The 18052-nt window shown below is 70.4% G+C and carries 17 protein-coding genes; 8 read left to right on the top strand and 9 right to left on the bottom strand.

Features of this window, described 5'->3' with window-relative positions; translation table 11 throughout:
- Window positions 1-16 precede the first annotated feature (16 nt).
- From ABMY26_RS18480 to ABMY26_RS18470, 3 genes are all read left to right on the top strand, one after another.
- Window positions 17-2089: a methyl-accepting chemotaxis protein gene (locus tag ABMY26_RS18480; RefSeq protein WP_372398638.1), complete on the top strand. Its 2073-nt coding sequence runs from the start codon at window positions 17-19 to the stop codon at window positions 2087-2089.
- 214 nt (window positions 2090-2303) lie between these two features.
- Complete coding sequence (locus tag ABMY26_RS18475) at window positions 2304-2474, top strand: hypothetical protein (protein WP_372398637.1); 171 nt, start codon at window positions 2304-2306, stop codon at window positions 2472-2474.
- Between the two features lie 9 nt (window positions 2475-2483).
- A complete protein-coding gene (locus ABMY26_RS18470; RefSeq protein WP_372398636.1) occupies window positions 2484-2780 on the top strand; it encodes a type II toxin-antitoxin system RelE/ParE family toxin in 297 nt (98 codons plus the stop codon).
- Between the two features lie 7 nt (window positions 2781-2787).
- Here ABMY26_RS18470 and ABMY26_RS18465 read toward each other — a convergent pair whose 3' ends face one another.
- Window positions 2788-3900 (bottom strand): response regulator, encoded by a 1113-nt coding sequence (locus ABMY26_RS18465; protein WP_372398635.1) that lies wholly within the window; start codon window positions 3898-3900, stop codon window positions 2788-2790.
- A 187-nt stretch (window positions 3901-4087) separates the two neighbouring features.
- Between ABMY26_RS18465 and ABMY26_RS18460 the strand changes: the two genes are divergently transcribed.
- The 3 genes from ABMY26_RS18460 (at window position 4088) to ABMY26_RS18450 (ending at window position 8639) form a co-directional block, all read left to right on the top strand.
- Window positions 4088-4660: a peroxidase-related enzyme gene (locus ABMY26_RS18460; RefSeq protein WP_372398634.1), complete on the top strand. Its 573-nt coding sequence runs from the start codon at window positions 4088-4090 to the stop codon at window positions 4658-4660.
- 73 nt (window positions 4661-4733) lie between these two features.
- The gene (gene sppA, locus ABMY26_RS18455; protein ID WP_372398633.1) at window positions 4734-6485 is read left to right on the top strand and encodes a signal peptide peptidase SppA; all 1752 of its coding nucleotides are present in this window, start codon (window positions 4734-4736) and stop codon (window positions 6483-6485) included.
- Window positions 6486-7070: 585 nt separating this feature from the next.
- Window positions 7071-8639 carry an MDR family MFS transporter gene (locus ABMY26_RS18450; RefSeq protein ID WP_372398632.1) on the top strand — a complete coding sequence of 523 codons (1569 nt, stop codon included), beginning with the start codon at window positions 7071-7073 and terminating at the stop codon, window positions 8637-8639.
- A gap of 1 nt (window position 8640) precedes the next feature.
- On the opposite strand, the gene ABMY26_RS18445 is transcribed toward ABMY26_RS18450, so the two are convergent.
- The 5 genes from ABMY26_RS18445 to ABMY26_RS18425 form a co-directional block, all read right to left on the bottom strand.
- Window positions 8641-9723, bottom strand: coding sequence for an AI-2E family transporter (locus ABMY26_RS18445; RefSeq protein WP_372398631.1), 1083 nt, complete (start codon window positions 9721-9723; stop codon window positions 8641-8643).
- 245 nt (window positions 9724-9968) lie between these two features.
- A complete protein-coding gene (locus ABMY26_RS18440; RefSeq protein WP_372398630.1) occupies window positions 9969-11414 on the bottom strand; it encodes an ATP-binding protein in 1446 nt (481 codons plus the stop codon).
- Window positions 11415-11439: 25 nt separating this feature from the next.
- Window positions 11440-12120: a response regulator transcription factor gene (locus ABMY26_RS18435; RefSeq protein WP_045580465.1), complete on the bottom strand. Its 681-nt coding sequence runs from the start codon at window positions 12118-12120 to the stop codon at window positions 11440-11442.
- Between the two features lie 88 nt (window positions 12121-12208).
- Window positions 12209-13789: a DegQ family serine endoprotease gene (locus ABMY26_RS18430; RefSeq protein WP_372398629.1), complete on the bottom strand. Its 1581-nt coding sequence runs from the start codon at window positions 13787-13789 to the stop codon at window positions 12209-12211.
- 135 nt (window positions 13790-13924) lie between these two features.
- Complete coding sequence (locus tag ABMY26_RS18425) at window positions 13925-14344, bottom strand: secondary thiamine-phosphate synthase enzyme YjbQ (RefSeq protein ID WP_372398628.1); 420 nt, start codon at window positions 14342-14344, stop codon at window positions 13925-13927.
- A gap of 119 nt (window positions 14345-14463) precedes the next feature.
- Here ABMY26_RS18425 and ABMY26_RS18420 point away from each other — a divergent pair, with 119 nt between their 5' ends.
- The gene (locus ABMY26_RS18420) at window positions 14464-14913 is read left to right on the top strand and encodes a CoxG family protein (protein WP_372398627.1); all 450 of its coding nucleotides are present in this window, start codon (window positions 14464-14466) and stop codon (window positions 14911-14913) included.
- A 121-nt stretch (window positions 14914-15034) separates the two neighbouring features.
- Window positions 15035-15631 carry a nitrogen fixation protein NifQ gene (locus tag ABMY26_RS18415; RefSeq protein ID WP_372398626.1) on the top strand — a complete coding sequence of 199 codons (597 nt, stop codon included), beginning with the start codon at window positions 15035-15037 and terminating at the stop codon, window positions 15629-15631.
- A 21-nt stretch (window positions 15632-15652) separates the two neighbouring features.
- On the opposite strand, the gene ABMY26_RS18410 is transcribed toward ABMY26_RS18415, so the two are convergent.
- From ABMY26_RS18410 to ABMY26_RS18400, 3 genes are all read right to left on the bottom strand, one after another.
- Window positions 15653-16060, bottom strand: a complete 408-nt coding sequence (locus ABMY26_RS18410; RefSeq protein ID WP_372398625.1) for a hypothetical protein — start codon at window positions 16058-16060, stop codon at window positions 15653-15655.
- Between the two features lie 5 nt (window positions 16061-16065).
- On the bottom strand, window positions 16066-16470 hold the full coding sequence (locus ABMY26_RS18405) for a response regulator (RefSeq protein ID WP_372398624.1): 405 nt from the start codon (window positions 16468-16470) through the stop codon (window positions 16066-16068).
- Between the two features lie 121 nt (window positions 16471-16591).
- Window positions 16592-18034 carry a response regulator gene (locus ABMY26_RS18400; RefSeq protein WP_372398623.1) on the bottom strand — a complete coding sequence of 481 codons (1443 nt, stop codon included), beginning with the start codon at window positions 18032-18034 and terminating at the stop codon, window positions 16592-16594.
- Window positions 18035-18052: the final 18 nt, after the last annotated feature.

Below are 18052 nucleotides of genomic sequence, written 5' to 3'. Positions count from 1 at the left end.
TCCGGAGTTTGCTCCCATGAGCCTGCTGCTGTCGGCCGTCGACCGTCTGCTCGGCAACCTGCCCTTCGCCCGCAAGCTGGCGCTCGCCCTGTCGCTGCCGGCGGCCGGCGCCCTGCTGCTGTCAGGGCTGACGGTGTGGGAGCAATATGGCGAGAGCCGGCGCGCCGCCGACCTGGAGACGGTGACCGGCCTGTCGGTGGGCATGACCGGCCTCGTCCACGAGCTGCAAAAGGAACGCGGCTCCTCCTCGGTCTTCCTCAGCGCCAAGCTGGACCGGGACCGCCAGCGGATGGAGGCCGCCCGCGCCGCCTCCGACGCGCGGCTGGCGGCCCTGCTGCCGCAGTTCGACACCGTGCGGCTGAACAGCGACCGTCTGCGGGCGACGGTGGCGGCGGCAAAGGACCAGCTGGGGCGGCTGGCCGCCCTGCGCCACGGCGTCGATGGCCTGTCGATGCCGTCGCTGGAGGCGGTGAAGACCTACACCGGGCTGATCCGTATCCTGCTGGACGCGGCGGCGCAGGCGCAGTCGGTGTCCGGCGATCCCGACCAGGTGCTGGCCGCCCAGGCCATGCTGGCGGTGTCGGAGGCGAAGGAGCGGCTGGGCCAGCAGCGCGCCGTCGGCGGCGCCGCCTTCCGCAAGGACCGTTTTCCCGCCGACGCGCACGAGCGCTTCATCGAGCTGTCCGGCGAGTACAAGGCCCTGATGGCCGGGCTGCGGGCCAAGCTGACGGCGGACGAGGCCGCCTTCTTCGACCGGACCTTCGCCGGCCCGGCGGTGGAGGAGGTCGAGCGGATGCGCCGCATCGGCATCGCCTCGGCCTATGGTGCCGGCAACCAGGGCATCGATGCCGGCGCATGGTTCGACACCGCCACCGCCGTCATCGACATGCTGCGCGCCGTCGAGACGCGGGTGGCCGACGACCTGATCGCGCTGGCCGGCCGCGACGCCCGGGACTCGATGAACCGGCTGACCGGGACCGCCGCCGGCATCGCCGCCCTGCTGGCGGCGATGACGCTGGCCGCCCTGCTGGTCGCCCGCAACATCACCCGCCCGATCGCGCGCCTGAACGGCGACATGGCGCGGATGGAGGCCGGCGAGCGGGAACTGGCCATCGACGGGGCCGGCCGCGCCGACGAGCTGGGCGCCATGGCCCGCAGCCTGGACCAGTTCCGCCGGAGCCTTGCCCGCGCCGACCGGCTCGCCGCCGAGCAGACGCGGCATCACGAGGAACGGCTGCGCCAGGCCGAGCGGCTGGAGACGCTGGTCGACGCCTTCGACCGCCATATCGAGACGGTGGCCGAGGAGCTGGCCGGCGCCGCCGCCGGCCTGCGCGGCAACGCCGAGCGGATGAGCCACATCGCGTCCGACACCGAGCTGCATGTGCTGTCGGTCGCCCGCGCGTCGGAAGGGGCGTCGGAGAATGTCCAGGCGGTCGCCGCCGCGTCGGAACAGCTGTCCTCCTCCATCGCCGAGATCGGGCGCCAGATGGCCGGCTCGACCGAGATGGCGGAAAAGGCGGTCGCCGACGTCCGCCACACCGCGGACGTCATCGCCAACCTCAGCGGCGCCGCCCGGCAGGTCGGCGAGATCGTGCAGCTGATCACCGACATCGCCAGCCAGACCAACCTGCTGGCCCTGAACGCCACCATCGAGGCCGCCCGCGCCGGCGAGGCCGGCAAGGGCTTCGCGGTGGTGGCGAGCGAGGTGAAGACTCTCGCCAGCCAGACCGCGAAGGCGACCGAGGACATCACCGCCAAGGTCGCCGAAATCCGCTCGGCGACCGGCCAGACCGTCGAGGCCATCGGCGGCATCGGCAGCATCGTCACCCACATCGAGGAGAACATCTCGGCCGTCGCCGCCGCGGTGGAGCAGCAGAACGCCGCCACCGCCGAGATCGGCCGCAACGTCCGCCAGGCCGCCGACGGCACCGGCGAGGTGTCGCACAATGCCGGGCTGGTCGGCGCCGAAGCCGGCCGCGCCGGCGCCATGGCGAAGGAGGTGCTGTCGATGGCCGACACGCTGAAACGCAACGCCGACGGCCTGCGCCGCGACGTGGCGGAGTTCATCGCGCAGATCCGGGCGGCGTGAGAGCAGGCGGCGGGCCGGATCGTGCCTCGCTGTTCGTTCTCCGGCAAAACATGTATCCTGGCAGCATCCAGAGTCCGTCCCGAAGGCTGCCATGCCCGCTCCGCCGCCACCGACACATCCCCGCAGAGTGACGGCCACGGTCCCGGCGGAAGACTTGCCGCGCTCGATTACGGACGCCCTCCCTGTCCGGCCGTCCCCCGGCTCCCGCTTCCGCGTGACGATCGAGCCGGCAGAGGAAAGCGAGGAGGAAAGCCGGCGATCGTTGCGTGACGACATCGCAACCGGGCTTGCCGATGCGGACGCCGGCCGCAAGACGGAGGGGGAGCCTCTCTTCGAACGCCTGATCACGAAATATGCCAGGACAGGCCAAGCCGGACAGGAGTGAACGGCGGCAATGGCACGGCTCGACTTCACCGCATCGGCGGAGGCCGATCTCGAGAGCATTGGCGACTATATCGCCCAGGACAGTCCGCTGGCCGCCATCCGCCTGGTCATGGACATCCGCGATCAGTGCCGGAAGATCGCCGTGGCTCCCGGAATCGGCCGTGCCCGCCCGGACCTTGGGGTTGACCTTCGCAGTCTGGCCGTCACCCCGTACGTCATCTTCTACCGCTGCAACGAACCGGATCGCATCACCGTCATTCGCATCGTCCATGGAGCACGGGACCTGCCCCGACTGATCCGGGAGTGAGCCGGCCTCACCCCCGCCCCGCCTCCGCCGCCTTGGCATGCTTGCGCTTCGCTACTTCCAGCGACGCCAGCAGCTGCTGCCCGGTGGTGCCGCCGTCGCCGCTGACCCGGCCGGTCATCACCGCCCTGATCGCATCGACATGGGCCTTGAACAGCAGATGCTCGCCCACGCTCACCACCGCCGTCCTGTCGTTGCGCACCCCGCGGGTCGCCTCGTACAGCGACTTGGCGATCAGGGTGATCAGCGGATAGCCGAAGATGCCGCCCTGCCCGCGCATCTCGTGGGCGGCGCGGTTGACCTGGGCCAGCAGGCCGGGCACCGCCTCGGGTTCGCGCGGCAGGCGGTCGACACGGCGGCCCATCTCCTCCACCTCGGCGCCGATCCACACCGCATAGTCGCCGGCACGGTTCTGGATCTCCTCCTCCGCCGCGGCCAGCACCTCGGGCGGCAGGGTCGGCACCGGGTCGCGCGGCGCGAGGCCGGCCTTGGCGCCCAGCCGGTTGGGCAGCTCGAATTGGATCACCGGGAAACGGTCGATGCCGCGCGCCTTCGACGCGCTGTGCACCACCAGGATCTCCGACGGCGCCGTCGTCCGGCAATCCATGGCGACCGGCTTGTCGGCGCGGCGGCGGTCGGGGCCGAAATAGCCCTTGGCCAGCACAAAGCGGCGCTGCCGGGCGATGGCGAACAGCAGCCGGCTGGCGATGGTCTGGGCGGAGAAGGGCTTGGCGATGAAATCGGTCGCCCCCAGGTCGCGCGCCTGCTCGACATACTGGCGGTCGGCGGCACCCGACAGCATCAGCACCGGCAGGAACTTGTCGGGGCTCTTCGGGCTGTATCGGATCCAGCGCAGCAGCATCAGCCCGTTCACCTCGGGCATCACCAGATCGGACAGGATCAGGTCGACCGGCGCGGTTCCCGCCGGCAAGGCCGCGCGCCGTTCCTCCAGCCAGCGGATCGCGGCGGCGCCGCTCGCCACCCCCTCGACCCGGCCGATGCCGATGGCGCGCAGCGTCGCGGTCAGGACGGTGCGGATGAAGCCGCTGTCCTCGACCACCAGGACCGACAGAAGCTCGAGCTTCGGCTGGGTCATCGCCCCCCGCATCGCGAACCGGGGCATATCCCCGCATTCATCCCCTTATTTCTGACACAGCGGCACCCGCTTGGCGAGGGACAAGCCGGGACCGGACCCTTATGCCGGGTGGAAGGAACGCCGCAGTCCGGATCGGCGAGACAGGAGGCCCCAGGCCCGGTTACCTTCTGCATCCCGTAAAAGCAAACGAACGAACAGAGAGAGGAACCGCCCGATGCCGCAGCCCGATCACGTCATGGCCCTGCCGCTGCCCGAAAAGCCGGATCTCGACGCCGACATGCAGGCCCTGTTCGACAAATGCGTCGAGAAGCTTGGATTCGTGCCCAACGTGCTCCAGGCTTATGCCTTGCGGCCGCGGAAGCTGCGCAACTTCGCCCTGTTCTACAACGAGCTGATGCTGGGCGAGAGCGGACTCAGCAAGCTGGAGCGCGAGATGATCGCCGTGGTCGTCTCGTCGGCCAACCATTGCTACTACTGCCTCGTCGCCCATGGGCAGGCGGTGCGCAAGCTGTCCGGCGATCCGGAGCTGGGCGAGATGCTGGTCGCCAATTACCGCGTCGCCCCGCTGGAACCGCGCCAGCGCGCCATGCTCGATTTCGCCTGGAAGCTGACGAAGGAACCGATGTCGGTGGGCGAGCCCGACCGCGAGGCCCTGCGCGCCGCCGGCTTCAGCGCCGAGGAGATCTTCGACATCGCCGACACCGCCGGCTTCTACAACATGTCCAACCGTGTCGCGACCGCGGTGGACATGATCCCGAACCGCGAGTACCACAGGCAGGACCGCTGACGCGGGCGCATCCGGCACCCCCGAAGCACATTGGGCCGGGTCACATCGGGCCGAGCCACACAGGGTTGGAATCATGAGGATTGTCCGCTTCTTCGTCCGCCTGTTCGCCACCATCGGATTCCTGATGGTGGCCGGCGCAGTGACGGTGGTGGTGCTGGCCGTCCGCCACGAGCCGGCCCTGCCCGACGCGGTGGTGCTGGATCTCGACCTCTCCAAGCCGCTGTCCGAAAGCCAGGGCGGCAAGCTGGGCGGCCTGTTCGAGCATCAGGCCACCCTGCGCGAGGCGCTGGACGCGCTCGACCGCGGCCGGCGCGACCCGCGGGTCAAGGGTGTGCTGGCCCGCTTCGGCGACGATTCCATCGGTTTCGCCCAGACGCAGGAGCTGCGCGCCGCCATCGAGCGGTTCCGCGCGTCGGGCCGCTTCGCCGTCGCCTTCGCCGAGGAGTATGGCGGGGCCGGGCCGGGCAACCGCTCCTACCTGCTGGCCAGCGCCTTCGACGATGTCTGGCTCCAGCCGCTGGGCACGCTCGGCCTGACCGGCCTGTCGGCCGAGCTGCCCTTCGCCCGCGAGGCGTTCGACAAGCTGGGCGTGCAGCCGCAGTTCATGCAGCGCGAGGAATACAAGAGCTTCGCCGAGACCTTCATGAAGTCCGGCATGACCCCGGCCAACCGGGAGATGACCGAGGCGCTGGTGGCCGACCTGACCGGCCAGCTGGTCGATGGCGTCGCAAAGAGCCGCCGCCTCGCCCCCGCCGCGGTGCGGGCGGCGATGGACAAGGCCCCGCTGCTGAGCCGCGAGGCGCTGGAGCAGAAGCTGGTCGACCGTCTCGGCTATGCCGACGAGGCGCGGGACGCCGCGCTCAAGCGGGCGGGCGCCGGGGCGGAGACGGTCGAGCCGGCCGACTATCTGTCGGTGGCCGGCGGCCCCAACGACAAGGGTCCGACCATCGCGCTGATCCATGCGGTCGGCACCATCACCGGCGGCAAGAGCGAGACGCCGGCGCTGGGCGAGGTCGCCGCCGGGTCGGAGACCATCGTCGAGGCGATCGAGGAGGCCGCCGACGATCCCGATGTGCGCGCCATCCTGTTCCGCATCGACAGCGGCGGCGGCTCGGTTTCGGCGTCGGAGGCGATCCGGCGGGCGCTGGTCAAGGCGCGCGAGAAGGGCAAGCCGGTGATCGCCAGCATGGGCGACGCGGCGGCCTCGGGCGGCTACTGGATCGCGCTGGCGGCCGACCGCATCGTCGCCTCCCCGGCCACCGTCACCGGCTCCATCGGCGTCGTCGCCGGCAAGTTCGGGGTCAACGGCCTGTCGGAGAAGCTGGGCATCCACTGGGAGCGGGTGCAGAGCGCCCGCAACGCCGGCCTGTGGTCGCCGCTGCACCCCTTCGACGACAGCGGGGCGGAGCGGCTGAACGCGATCGTCGACGACACCTATGCCACGTTCCTGCAACGGGTGGCCGACGCGCGGCGGATGACGCCGGAGCAGGCACGCGGCATCGCCAAGGGCCGGGTGTGGACCGGCGCCCAGGCGCGCGACCTCGGGCTGGTCGACGATCTCGGCGGGCAGGACCAGGCATTGGCGCTGGCACGCACCGCCGCCGGGCTGGCCGCGGATGCCGAGGTGACGCTGGCCCCCTACCCGCCGCCGAAATCGGTGACCGACCAGCTGTTCGACCTGATGGCCGGCAAGGGCGAGCTGGTCGGCGCGCTGGCGGCGGTGGCCGAACTGCGGCCGCTGCTGGCCCAGCTTCGCCCCCTGCTGGCCGCCGCGCAGGGCGAGGGCGTGCAGGCCCGCATGCCGGCGATGTCGCTCGACCGGTAAAGCCGTCAATGCCCTCTCCCTCCCCGGTGAGGATCCCCTCTCTCCCCCGGGGAGAGGGTTAGGGTGAGGGGGACTCTGCGGGGATGCGGATTTCCCCACCCACGTTTACCGGCCACCGGCGCCATGCTAGGAATAATTGCTTGTTCCCGGCAACGGAGATCCGCCCGTGTCCCGAGCCCGCCAGTCCGCCACAACCGTTGAAACCCGTTCGTTTTTCCCACCGACGATACCCTGCGCCGCGCCGATTCCCGCCTGCCGGATCGGCGGCATGAAACAATGGAACAGGTCTGGATTCCTGTTCCATACGGTTTCAAACGTTCCATCCGCCATCGCCACCCGGACAGCCCCCGGCCCCGAGTCCGACGATCAACCTCCTGAAAGAAAACAGATTTCCCGGAATCGCCACCCAACCCCGGCATGGAACACGCAACGCCGCGCCTCAACCCCTGTTCCAGTCCGCGTTCCATCGCCATCCCGCTGCCGGACCGCCATGGCGCATCGGGCTTGCGCGGAGCGGTTCCGGGTCTATGGTGGGGCCGCTTCCGGATGCCCGTTCAAAGATCTCAACGGCCGAGACGCCCGACCATGACCGAGACCGCCGCCCGCTCCCCCCGGCCCGACACCGCAAAGCCGGACACCGTATCGCCCGACGACGCCCCGCCGGTCTTCACCCACAAGGAGATCCTGCGCGTGTTCAGCGGTGTCGCGCTGGCGATGCTGATGGCGGCGATGGACCAGACCATCGTCGCCACGGCGCTGCCGACGATGGCGAGCCGGTTCGGCGGGCTGGAGATGCTGCCCTGGGTGGTCACCGCCTATCTGCTGACCTCGACCACCACCACGCCGATCTACGGCAAGCTGTCGGACCTCTATGGCCGCAAGCGGGTGCTGCAGACCGCGATCCTGCTGTTCCTGGCAGGCTCCCTGCTGTGCGCGATGGCGCAGAGCATGACCCAGCTGATCCTGTTCCGCGGCCTGCAGGGCTTGGGCGGCGGCGGGCTGATGTCGCTGGCCTTCACCATCATCGGCGACGTGGTGGCGCCGCGCGAACGCGGGCGCTACCAGGGCATGATCGGCGGCGTCTTCGCGCTGGCCAGCGTCGCCGGGCCGCTGCTCGGCGGCATCTTCACCGAAACCATCGGCTGGCAGTGGATCTTCCTGATCAACCTGCCGCTCGGGCTGGCCGCCTTCGCCATGACGCGCAGCAGCCTGTCGCGCCTGCCCGCCGGCCGGGCCAAGCCGCGGATCGACGCGATCGGCGCGGCGCTGCTGACCGGGTCGGTGACCGGACTGCTGGTGTTCGTCACCCGCGGCGACGCCATGGGCTGGACCAGCCCGGCGGCGCTGGCCCTGCTGGCGGCCGGCCTCGCCATGCTGGCGGCCTTCCTGTGGCACGAGCGCCGGACCGCAGAGCCGATCCTGCCGCTGCACCTGTTCAGCCTGCCGGTGGTCGCGGTGGCGCTGCCGGTGGTCGCGGTGTCGGCGATGGTGCTGTTCGCCGGCATCGTCTATCTGCCGATGCATCTCCAGCTGGTGCAGGGCAGCAGCGCCACCCTGTCGGGCCTGCTGCTGCTGCCGCTTGTGCTGGGCATGACCGTCGGCTCGGTCGGCGGCGGCCGGCTGATTGCGCGCACCGGGCGCTACAAGGCGTTCCCGCTGGCCGGGCTGGCGCTGTCCGGCGTGATGTACGCGCTGCTCGGCCTCCTGCCTTCGCTTGCCGCCGACGGGCTGTGGTCGACGCTGATCCTGGTGCCGCTCGGCATGGGGCTCGGGCTGGTGATGCCGGTGATGACCGTCGCCGTCCAGAACGCGGTCGCCCAGCGCGACCTCGGCGCCGCCACCGCCTCGGTCGGCTTCTTCCGCTCGCTCGGCGGGTCGGTCGGGGTGGCGGTGTTCGGCGCCGTCTTCAACGCCGTCGTCTCCGCCCGGCTGGAGGATGCCGGCCTGTCCGGCCGCGCCGTGCTGGAACATGGCGCCGCGGCGCTGGGCGGCCTGGCCCCGGCGGTCCGCGGCGGGGTGGTGGCGACGCTGGAGCACGGCTTCTCGGTTCTGTTCCTGCTGGCGGCGGGTCTGGCGGCGATCTCCTTCGCCATGACCCTGTTCCTGAAGGAACTGCCGCTGCGCTCCGCCCGCCCCCAGCCGGCGGAGGCGTGACTCATGCGTCCGGGTCGGGAAAATGCCGGCGCTGCCCCAGCTTGTCCTCGATGTAGAGCAGGTTGACCAGCACCAGCACGACCACGGCGATGGGCGTCGCCAGGAACATGCCCATGATGCCGAACAGAACCCCGCCGGCGGCGATGGCCCCGATGGTGACCACCGGCGGCAGGTCGACCACCTGCTTCTGCAGGATCGGCGTGACCAGATTGCCTTCGATCTGCTGGATGACGAGATAGAGGCCGGCGACCCACAGCGCGTCCTGTGGCGACTGGGCGAAGGCGATCAGCAGGGCCGGCACCGCCGCCAGGAAGGGGCCGACCAGCGGGATGAACTCCAGCAGCCCGGCCACCATGCCGAGCGCCAGCGCCGACGGGATGCCGAGCAGCCACAGCCCGACCCCGATCATGGTTCCGACCAGCGCCATCGCCACCAGCTGGCCGATCAGCCATTTCCACAGGCTGTCGCCGGCGACCTCCATCACCTCGGTCGCCCGCTCCTGCCCGCGCGGCGGCACCAGCAGCACCACGCCGCGCTTGTAGACCCCCGGCGACGCCGCCAGGTAGAGCGCCGCGAACATCACCACCACCCCGTCGCCGACGATATAGACCAGGCCGGAGGCGAAGGAACTCAGCTGGTTCATCCAGGGCCATTCCTTGCCCTGGTCGACGATGCGCTGTCGCCATGTGTCGGGCAGCATGCCCATCGCCTTGCCGACCTGCTGCTGGAGCTGGTCGACCTGCGCCGCCATCGAGGTCCCCATCAGCCAGACCCCGCCGCCGACCAGCGCCGCCAGCACCACCAGCACGATGGCCAGCGACCAGCCATGGCCGAGCCCGGTCGCCCGCCCGACATAGCCGGCCAGCCGCTGCAGCAGGATGGCGAACAGCACGCCGGTGAAGATCAGCAGCAGCGTGCCGGAGATCTTCCACAGGAACAGCGCCAGCGCCGCCACCCCGGCGACGATCAGCACCTTCCAGGTGAAGACGGCCAGCTCGCCGCGCCCGGCCCGCGCCGCAGGCTCGTCCCGTACCGGAGGCTCGTCCCGCGTCGCCGCGTTCCCCGGCCGGCTGGGTATCGCCATGATCCGATGCTCCCCGTTCCCGCTGCGGCACCCCTATGGGCAGCCCGGAGGAAGGAACGCGCGGGAGCCGCAGACGTTGCCGTCAGCCGGCCGGTTAGTCCGTCGGCGGTAGTCCGAAGATGGGTATGGAAGATCGTCCGTCCCGCCCCATATCGGAGGATGACGCCAAGGAGTCATTCTCGCTGATGTCACCTTCAAGAGCCCGCCTCCCGGCGGGCTCTTTTTTATCCGCCTACAGCCGGCCCCTACCGCCGTCCATCCGGCGGGAACACCAGGCTGACCTTCAGTCCGGGCGCCGGCTGCCCCGGTGCGCTCTCGCCCAGCTCCAGCCGGGCACCGTGCAGAGTCGCCACCGCGTCGACCAGGCTCAGCCCCAGCCCGTTGCCGGGAGAGGCCCGGGCGGCATCCAGGCGGACGAAGCGCTGCAGGACCTTGTCGCGCATCTCCGGCGGAATGCCGGGGCCGCTGTCGGCGACGTCGATGCAGGCGGCGCGGCCGGGCCCCGGCCCGTCCAGCACCAGCGAGATCGTGCCGCCGTCCGGCGTGTACTTGATCGCATTGTCCAGCAGGTTCGACACCGCCTGGGCCAGCAGCTGGCCGTTGCCGCGGACCGTCGGCTTGGCCCGGATCTCCACCGACAGCCGCTGTCCGCGCTCGTCCGCCACCGGCTCGTAGAGGTCGGCGGCCAGTTCCACCACCTCGGCCAGCTCGACCATGACGAAGTCCTGCCGCTTTGCCCCCGACTCCGCCTCGGCGATCGACAGCAGGGCGGTGAAGGTGGCGAGCAGCCGGTCGGCCTCGACGATGGTGTCCTGCAGGACGGCGCGGTAGACCTCCGCATCCTCGGTTTCGTGCAGCAGGGCCAGCTCGATCCGCGAGCGCAGGCGGCTCAGCGGGGTGCGCAGGTCGTGGGCGACGCTGTCGGTCACCTGCCGCATCCCGGTCATCAGCCGTTCGATGCGGTCGAGCATGGCATTCAGGTTGCCGGCCAGCCGGTCCATCTCGTCGCCGCCGCCGAAGCGCGGCACCCGGTCGCTGAGGTCGCCGCTCATGATCTGGCGGGTGGTGCGGTTGATCGCCTCGATCCGCCGCATGGCGCCGCGGCTCATCAGCAACCCGCCGCCGAGCCCGAGCAGCGCGGTGGAGCCCAGGATCCAGCCCAGCGAGCGGAACATGCGGGTGCGCAGCTGGTCGATCTCGCTCATGTCGCGGCCGACCAGCAGGCGGAACTGGCCCGGCAGGGTGAAGGTGATGGCCTGCGCCGTCGACGGACGGTCGGTCACGCCGCCGTAATCGGCGACCTTGAAATGGGTCCAGCCGCTGGCGTTCGGCACCGCCGCCGGCCATCCCGACAGGTTGCCTGCCAGGATCACCCCCGCCGCGGTGGTCAGCAGATAGATGGAGTTGTTGTTGGGGACCGCGCTGCGCGTCCGCACCACATCGACCAGACCGGGCAGCCCGTAGCCCCGGTAATGGTCCTGCAGCCCGGCGACCTCCAGCGCGATGGTCTCGCCGATCTCGCCCTCCAGGAAGCCGGCGGTGGTGCGGTAGACCACGCCGAGGATCATCCCGACCGACAGCACGAACATCGCCAGATACAGCAACGCAAGCCGGAACGCGGTGGCCCGCACCAGCCGCAGCCCGACGGCCAGGCAGCTGTGCAGGCCGCCAACCACGCCCTCATGCCTCACGGCACTTGCTTCGTCACGAATTTGGTCATCCTTCCGCGGCGCGCAGGCTGTATCCGGCACCGCGCACGGTGTGGATCAGGGGGGTCGGGAAATCCTTGTCGATCTTCTGGCGCAGACGGGCAATGTGCACGTCGATGACGTTGGTCTGCGGATCGAAATGATAGTCCCAGACATTCTCCAGCATCATTGTGCGGGTCACCACGCTGCCGGCGTTGCGCATCAGATATTCCAGCAGCGTGAACTCGCGCGGCAGCAGGTCGATGGCCTTGCCGGCGCGCTTCACGCTGCGCGACAGCAGGTCCAGTTCCAGGTCGCCCACCGACAGGCGGGTCTGCGGCTGCGCGGCGCCGCGCCGGCGCACCAGCACCTCGATGCGGGCCAGCAACTCGGAAAAGGCGAAGGGCTTGGTCAAATAGTCGTCGCCGCCGACCTTCAGCCCCTTCACCCGGTCGTCGACGCTGCCCAGCGCCGACAGGAACAGCACCGGCGTGTCGTTGCCGGCAGCCCGCAGCACCTGGACCAGCGACAGCCCGTCGCGGCCGGGAAGCATGCGGTCGACGATCATCACGTCGTAATGCTCGGCCCCCGCCAGGAACAGGCCCTCCTTCCCGTCGTTGGCGACGTCGACCACATGCCCCGCCTCCTTCAGCCCCTTGGCAAGGTAGCTGGCGGCCTGGCGATCATCTTCGATGACAAGAATCTTCATGAGCACGAGTGTAGCCTCCCGACGCGGCCCGGCCAAGCGTGCGGTGGCACGCCCGGCCGGGTCTTCCCTGGACTGACGGCGATGCGGTTCACGCCTTCAGCTTCAGCGCGACGAAGGACTCGTTGCCCTGGCGGTTGATCAGCATCAGCAGCGCCTTCTGCCCGGCCTTCTCGGCCTCGGCGACATGGTGGCGGACGTCGGCCGGGCTCTTGACCACGCTGTCGCCGATCCGCTCGATGACGTCGCCGGGGCGGATCGGCACATCGACGTTGGCGGTCAGGCCGGTCACCACGACGCCGTGCACGTCCTCGCCGATGCCCAGCCGCTTGCGCGCCGCCGGGTCGAGCGGGGCGAGCTTCAGCCCCTTCACCGGCGCGACCTCCGCCTGTCCGGCCGGGGCGTTGCCGGTCTCCGCCGCGGCGACCTGCTGTTCCTCGGACAGGCGGTCGATGCGCACCGCCACCGTCTTTTCCCGGCCCTCGCGCAGAACCTTCAGTTCGACGGTGTCGCCGGCCTTGGTTTCCGCCACGCCGCGGGTCAGGTCGCGCAGCGTGTCGACCGGCTTGCCGGCATAGGACAGCACGACGTCGCCCTGGTGCAGGCCGGCGCGCTGGGCCGGGCTGTCGGCGGTGACGTCCGCCACCAGGGCGCCCTTGGCCTGGGGCAGGCCGACGCTGTCGGCGATGTCCGGCGTCACCTCCTGGATCTTCACGCCGAGCCAGCCGCGCTCGACCTTGCCGGATTCCTTGAGCTGGGCCACCACCTCCTTGGCGAGGTTGGAGGGGATGGCGAAGCCGATGCCGACCGAGCCGCCGTTGGGCGAGTAGATCGCCGTGTTGATGCCGATCACGCGCCCGCCGAGGTCGAAGGTCGGGCCGCCGGAATTGCCGCGGTTGATGGCGGCGTCGAGCTGGAAGTAATCGTCATAGGGGCCGCTGTGGATGTCGCGTCCGCGGGCCGACACGATGCCCTTGGTCACGGTGCCGCCCAGCCCGAACGGGTTGCCGACCGCCATCACCCAGTCGCCGACGCGGGTCTTGGCGCTGTCGGCCCAGTCGACCGCCGGCAGCGGCTTGTCCGAATTGACCTTCAGCAGGGCGATGTCGGTCTTGGCGTCGCGGCCGATCAGCTTGGCCGGCATGGCGGTGCCGTCCTGCAGCGTGACGGTGATCTCGCTGGCGCCGTCGATGACGTGGTTGTTGGTCACGACGAAGCCGGCCGGGTCGATGATGAAGCCGGAGCCGAGCGCCCCCGTCTTGTTGCCGCGCGGCGCCTGGTCCTGGTCGTCCTGGTCGCCACCCGGACCGCCGTTCCGGCCCAACTGGTCCTGGAACTGGCGGAAGAACTCCTCGAACGGCGAACCGGGCGGGAAGCCCGGCACGGCCGGCCCGCGCTGCGCCCGCTGCTCGGGCTTGGCCTCCTGCGTGGCGGCGATGTTGACGACGGCGGGCGAAACCTTGGCGGCGAGGTCGGCGAAGCTGGCCGGCGCGTCCTGCACCATGGTGACCGCGGGCGAGCCGTTCTGGGCCTGCGAGGCCGCCCAGCCGGCCAGCGCCGGAGCCGTCAGCACCGTGGAGCCGAGCAGCAGGGCGGCGACGGTCCGGCGCAGGCGGTTCGGGCGCTGGCCGGCCGGGCGCTGGCGCGTGGCGGGCGAGGAAGGGGTGGTCATGCGGCGGCACTCCAGTGAAGCGGTTCCGGCAATCCGGTGTTGTCCGCAATCTAGGACTCCGCCGCTCACCGCGGCCTTGCGACCGGATGAAAGAATTTTCAGGGACGATGCCGGGACGGACGGCGGTTTTGCCGCCTATTCTCCCAGCAGATGCAGCGCGATCTCACGCCGGTGCGGATTGGCGCGGTGTTCGAACAGGTAGATGCCCTGCCAGGTGCCCAGTACCGGTTCGCCGTCCATCACCGGAATCGACAGGCTGACGCCGGTCAGGGCCGAGCGGATATGGGCCGGCATGTCGTCCGGCCCCTCGGTCGTGTGGGCGTACAGCGACGGATCCTCCGCAACCAGACGGCGGAAGAAGCGCAGCAAGTCAGCCTGCACGTCGGGGTCGGCATTCTCCTGGATGGTCAGGGATGCAGAGGTGTGGCGGCAGAACACGGTCAGCAGTCCGGTGGTCATCCCCTGCGCCGCCACCCATCGCCGCACCGGGGCGGTCACCTCGACCAGTCCGGCGCCGCGGGTGGGTACATCCAGCGTCGTGGTGGCTTGTCGCATCGCTCCTGTCCTTTCGCAGAAATCGCCGGCTTGGTTCCGGATGCAAGCCATACCAGATGTTGCAGCCCATAGGCTTCCGCCCGGGCGGCGAAGCGGGATCGTGGAAAGGACGACCGCACATGGACATCACCGGCACCCACAGCGTTCCCGGACGGCGCGACCGCGTGTTCGCCGCGCTCTGCGACCCGGAGGTCCTGATGCGCTGCATCCCCGTCCTGGAAGAGATGGAGCGGTTGTCGGCCTCCGACTATGCCGCACGGGTGCAAACCACCGTCGGGCCGTTGAAGGCGCGCTTTTCCGGCCGGCTGCGGCTGGAGCCGGAGGATGGCAGCCACCGCTACCGGCTGGTCGCCCAGGGCAACGGCGGGCTCGCCGGTGCGGTGAAGGGCGAGGCGCTGGTCGTCCTGGAGGAAGTGGACGGGCGCACGCTGCTGACCTACAGCCTGACGGTTGCGCTGGGCGGAGCGGTCGGCCGGCTGGCGGTGAAGCTGGTGCAGGCCAAGACCGACCGGGTGCTGGCCGCCTTCTTCGAGCGCTTCGCGGCGGAGGTCGACGGCGGGGCAGAGTGACGCGGTCGAAGAATGCGGCGTAATGCCGCAGCCCGGCCGGGCGACGAGCGCCTTTCGCGCGTGCAGCATCCTGGGACAGGATAGGGGTGTCGCGGGTGCTCATTGCCGGTGGAGATGCCGAATGGACAAATCCCAGCCCCTTGCCCCCGCCCAGGATGATTCGGCCATCGACCGGATGATCTTCGGCCGCGTGCTGGCGCTTGCCGTCGCCGACCCGGCGCGGAGCCTGCCGCAGGCGCTTGCACTGCCGAAGGACGAACTGGCACTGCTCACCGCCCGCCATGCGCCGCAATTCGCCGCCACCGTCGCCGCCATCCCGGAGCCGGCCGATTTCGGCGAGGACGCCATCGAGGAGGCGGACCTGCGCGATTTCCTGACCGAACATGGCGTCCGGGGTGAAGCGGAGGAACGCTGGCTCGCCGCGATCCTGGCCCGCCGGTCGCTGGAGCCGAACCATCTGTGGCAGGATATGGGATTCCACGACCGCGGCGAACTCAACACCATGTTCCGCCGCCATTTCCCGGCGCTGGTGGCGTTGAATTCCGCCGACATGAAATGGAAGAAGTTCTTCTACCGCCAGCTCTGCGAGCGCGAGGGGCTGATGCTGTGCAAGTCCCCCAACTGCGAGGTCTGCGAGGACGTAGACGTCTGCTTCGGCGAAGAGGACGGCGATCCGTTGGCGACGCTGTCGCGGCTGGCCCGCGGGGTGGCGGCCTGACATCGCTCCACGCGGCCGGGTTCAACGCGGCTGGGCGCCCAGATCCTCGAAGGTCAGCCCCTTGTCGGTGCGGCGGAACCGCCCCTTGCCGTTGACGGTCAGCGCCGGCTGCCCCGGTTGCGGCACGAAGGTGGCGGCGTAATAGCAGTCGTACGGCGCTTCATCCCGGCCGCCAGCTTGTCCGATCCCCTGCCCGGCCTTCGGCTTCGCCTCGACGCAGCCCTGCTTGCGGAAATCGTCGAAGGCCCGGAAGCCGGCATTGCCCTGCCGTTCCAGTACGCGGCGCGTGTGCGTCTCCACCAGCCGCCGCATGTCGCCTTCCGACGGCTCGCCGGAGCAGGCGGCAAGGATGAGGGTCGCGGCGAGGGCGGCAAAGGCGCCGAGATGCCGCCCGCATCGTGCCCCGCCGGAAAAGGGGAAAGCCGGCACCGCCCTCAGCGTCCCCCCAACAGCCGGTCGACCCGCTCCTTCAGGGCGGCGAATGACGGCGGCTTGACCACGAAGCCGTTGACGCCCAGCGTCATCGCCTGCTTCACGATCTCCGATTCGGTATGGTTGGTCAGGAAGACCACGGGAGCGCGGGGGTTGGCTGCCTCGGTGCTGGCGCGCAGCCGGGCCAGGAACTGCAGGCCGGATACCGGCTTCATGTCGATGTCGCAGACGATCAGGTCGGGGTTCACGCGGATGCACTCCTGCATCGCGGTTTCGCCGTTGTCGGCCTCGGCGATGCCGCGGAAACCGATCTGTCCCAGAATCTGGACGATGGTGCGGCGGACGAAGGGCTGGTCTTCGACGACCAGGATGCGATGCTGAGAGTAATCGATCGCCTGCATGTCCATTCCCGATCCTCAACGCCAATTCACCGCATCCCACTGATACCGCCAGGACCGGAAACAGGCAACCGCCGGTCGGTTACGAGCGCATGGAATATGGTTTTGGCCCTGTAAAGTTTACGACAATTTACTCCGGATCCACCGCCCGCCCACCCGCCTGGACGCGACCCGGAAACCAGCGCTCCAGCACCGCGCGCAGCCGATCCATGGTCAGCGGTTTGTGCAGGCAGTCGTCCATCCCGGCAGCGCGGCATCGGGCGTCGTCCGCGGCATCGGTCCCGGCGGTCAACGCCACGATCGGCACCCGGCCGGCCTTGCCGGGCAGCGCGCGGATGGCGCGCGACGCCTCATGGCCATCCATCACCGGCATCTGCACATCCATCACGATCAGGTCGAAGCCGCCGCCGGTGGCCGCCGCCAACGCCTGGGCACCGTCCTCCGCCGTCGTCACGCCATGGCCGAGCGCCCTGAAGAAGCCGGCGGCAACGAGACGGCCGATCGGATTGTCCTCCACCAGCAGCACCGACAGGGCGGCAGGCGTCTCCACCGGCCGCACCGGGATGTGGATGGACACCCCGTCCCCCACCCCGCCCTCGGCAAGCAGGCGGCCGCCCAACCGCCGCACCAGGGGACGGGCCGCAGCCAGCACCAGCGGGCGCAGCCGGGGACTGCCCCGGCGCAGCAGAACCAGTTCGGCAGCATCTCCCGCCGGCTGCAGCGCCAGGGTCTGCACCGCTCCGCCTTCGGCCGTCAGCACGGAGAGGAGCGCCCGCAGCCCGGCGCCATCGCCGACGAACCGCCCGCATGGCTCCGCATCCGCCGTCACGGTGGTCGTGCCCATGGCGTTCGCGGCGCCGGCCAGACCGGCAAGCGTCACCGTCTCGTCCAGTGCCGGCCCGGCCGCATCGCCCAGCGCCGACATCGTGGCGCGCAATGCCGCCCCCACGGTCCGCAACCCGGTCAGCCGGTCATGCTGGCTCGGCAGCAGCAGCGAATCCAGCGTGGCGTCCGCAAGCGCCAGCATCGGGTCGAGCGCCGCGTCCACCATGGCACCGGCCGCCTCGAACAGCGCGGCAGCCTCGGCCTTGCCGCGCTCCGCCGCCGCCAGCGCGGTGCGCAGCCGGTTCTCCCGCGCCTGACGCAGCCGGGCGCTGTCCGCCGCACGGCCCAGGGCAACGGCATCGTCCGCCGCCAGCACATCCTGCGCACCGGCCGCGATCGAGGCAGCGATCGAAGCCGCGGCATCGGCATGCCCCTCCTCCGGCAGCAGGACCAGAACAGCCGGCGCCGGATCGAGCCGCGCCAATGCCGCGACCGCCTCGGCAGTGGCAGCATCCCCGTCCAGCAGAACGACACCGGTCCCGGCCGCATCCCGGCCGCTGCGCAGACGGTCGAGCGCCCCGTCGACCGTCTCCACCCGCGTGAGGACACCGGCGAATGCCAGGGCAATCCGCGATGCGCGCACGGGCGGACAGCACGGGCCGGCGACCAGCAGGGTCGTCACCTGCGCCTGCGCCGGCTCCTGGCGTCCCTCGGGCTCCCGTTCGCCGGTCATCCTTCCGTCGGTCATCCTTCCATCGGTCATGGC

The organism is Azospirillum sp. HJ39 (assembly GCF_041507355.1).
GTDB classification, from domain to species: Bacteria; Pseudomonadota; Alphaproteobacteria; order Azospirillales; family Azospirillaceae; genus Azospirillum; species Azospirillum thiophilum.
Note: the sequence above shows the minus strand (reverse complement) of the source record. Positions and strands in the feature narration are given on the sequence as shown.

What these genes read in the sequence shown, in the direction of transcription:
- ABMY26_RS18465 (WP_372398635.1), bottom strand. Translation starts at nt 3,900, where the DNA reads ATGCCCCGGTTCGCGATGCGGGGGGCGATGACCCAGCCGAAGCTCGAG.
- sppA (WP_372398633.1), top strand. Translation starts at nt 4,734, where the DNA reads ATGAGGATTGTCCGCTTCTTCGTCCGCCTGTTCGCCACCATCGGATTC.
- ABMY26_RS18430 (WP_372398629.1), bottom strand. Translation starts at nt 13,789, where the DNA reads ATGACCACCCCTTCCTCGCCCGCCACGCGCCAGCGCCCGGCCGGCCAG.
- ABMY26_RS18480 (WP_372398638.1), top strand. Translation starts at nt 17, where the DNA reads ATGAGCCTGCTGCTGTCGGCCGTCGACCGTCTGCTCGGCAACCTGCCC.
- ABMY26_RS18470 (WP_372398636.1), top strand. Translation starts at nt 2,484, where the DNA reads ATGGCACGGCTCGACTTCACCGCATCGGCGGAGGCCGATCTCGAGAGC.
- ABMY26_RS18415 (WP_372398626.1), top strand. Translation starts at nt 15,035, where the DNA reads ATGGACAAATCCCAGCCCCTTGCCCCCGCCCAGGATGATTCGGCCATC.
- ABMY26_RS18460 (WP_372398634.1), top strand. Translation starts at nt 4,088, where the DNA reads ATGCCGCAGCCCGATCACGTCATGGCCCTGCCGCTGCCCGAAAAGCCG.
- ABMY26_RS18435 (WP_045580465.1), bottom strand. Translation starts at nt 12,120, where the DNA reads ATGAAGATTCTTGTCATCGAAGATGATCGCCAGGCCGCCAGCTACCTT.
- ABMY26_RS18400 (WP_372398623.1), bottom strand. Translation starts at nt 18,034, where the DNA reads ATGACCGACGGAAGGATGACCGGCGAACGGGAGCCCGAGGGACGCCAG.
- ABMY26_RS18420 (WP_372398627.1), top strand. Translation starts at nt 14,464, where the DNA reads ATGGACATCACCGGCACCCACAGCGTTCCCGGACGGCGCGACCGCGTG.
- ABMY26_RS18405 (WP_372398624.1), bottom strand. Translation starts at nt 16,470, where the DNA reads ATGGACATGCAGGCGATCGATTACTCTCAGCATCGCATCCTGGTCGTC.
- ABMY26_RS18445 (WP_372398631.1), bottom strand. Translation starts at nt 9,723, where the DNA reads ATGGCGATACCCAGCCGGCCGGGGAACGCGGCGACGCGGGACGAGCCT.
- ABMY26_RS18425 (WP_372398628.1), bottom strand. Translation starts at nt 14,344, where the DNA reads ATGCGACAAGCCACCACGACGCTGGATGTACCCACCCGCGGCGCCGGA.
- ABMY26_RS18450 (WP_372398632.1), top strand. Translation starts at nt 7,071, where the DNA reads ATGACCGAGACCGCCGCCCGCTCCCCCCGGCCCGACACCGCAAAGCCG.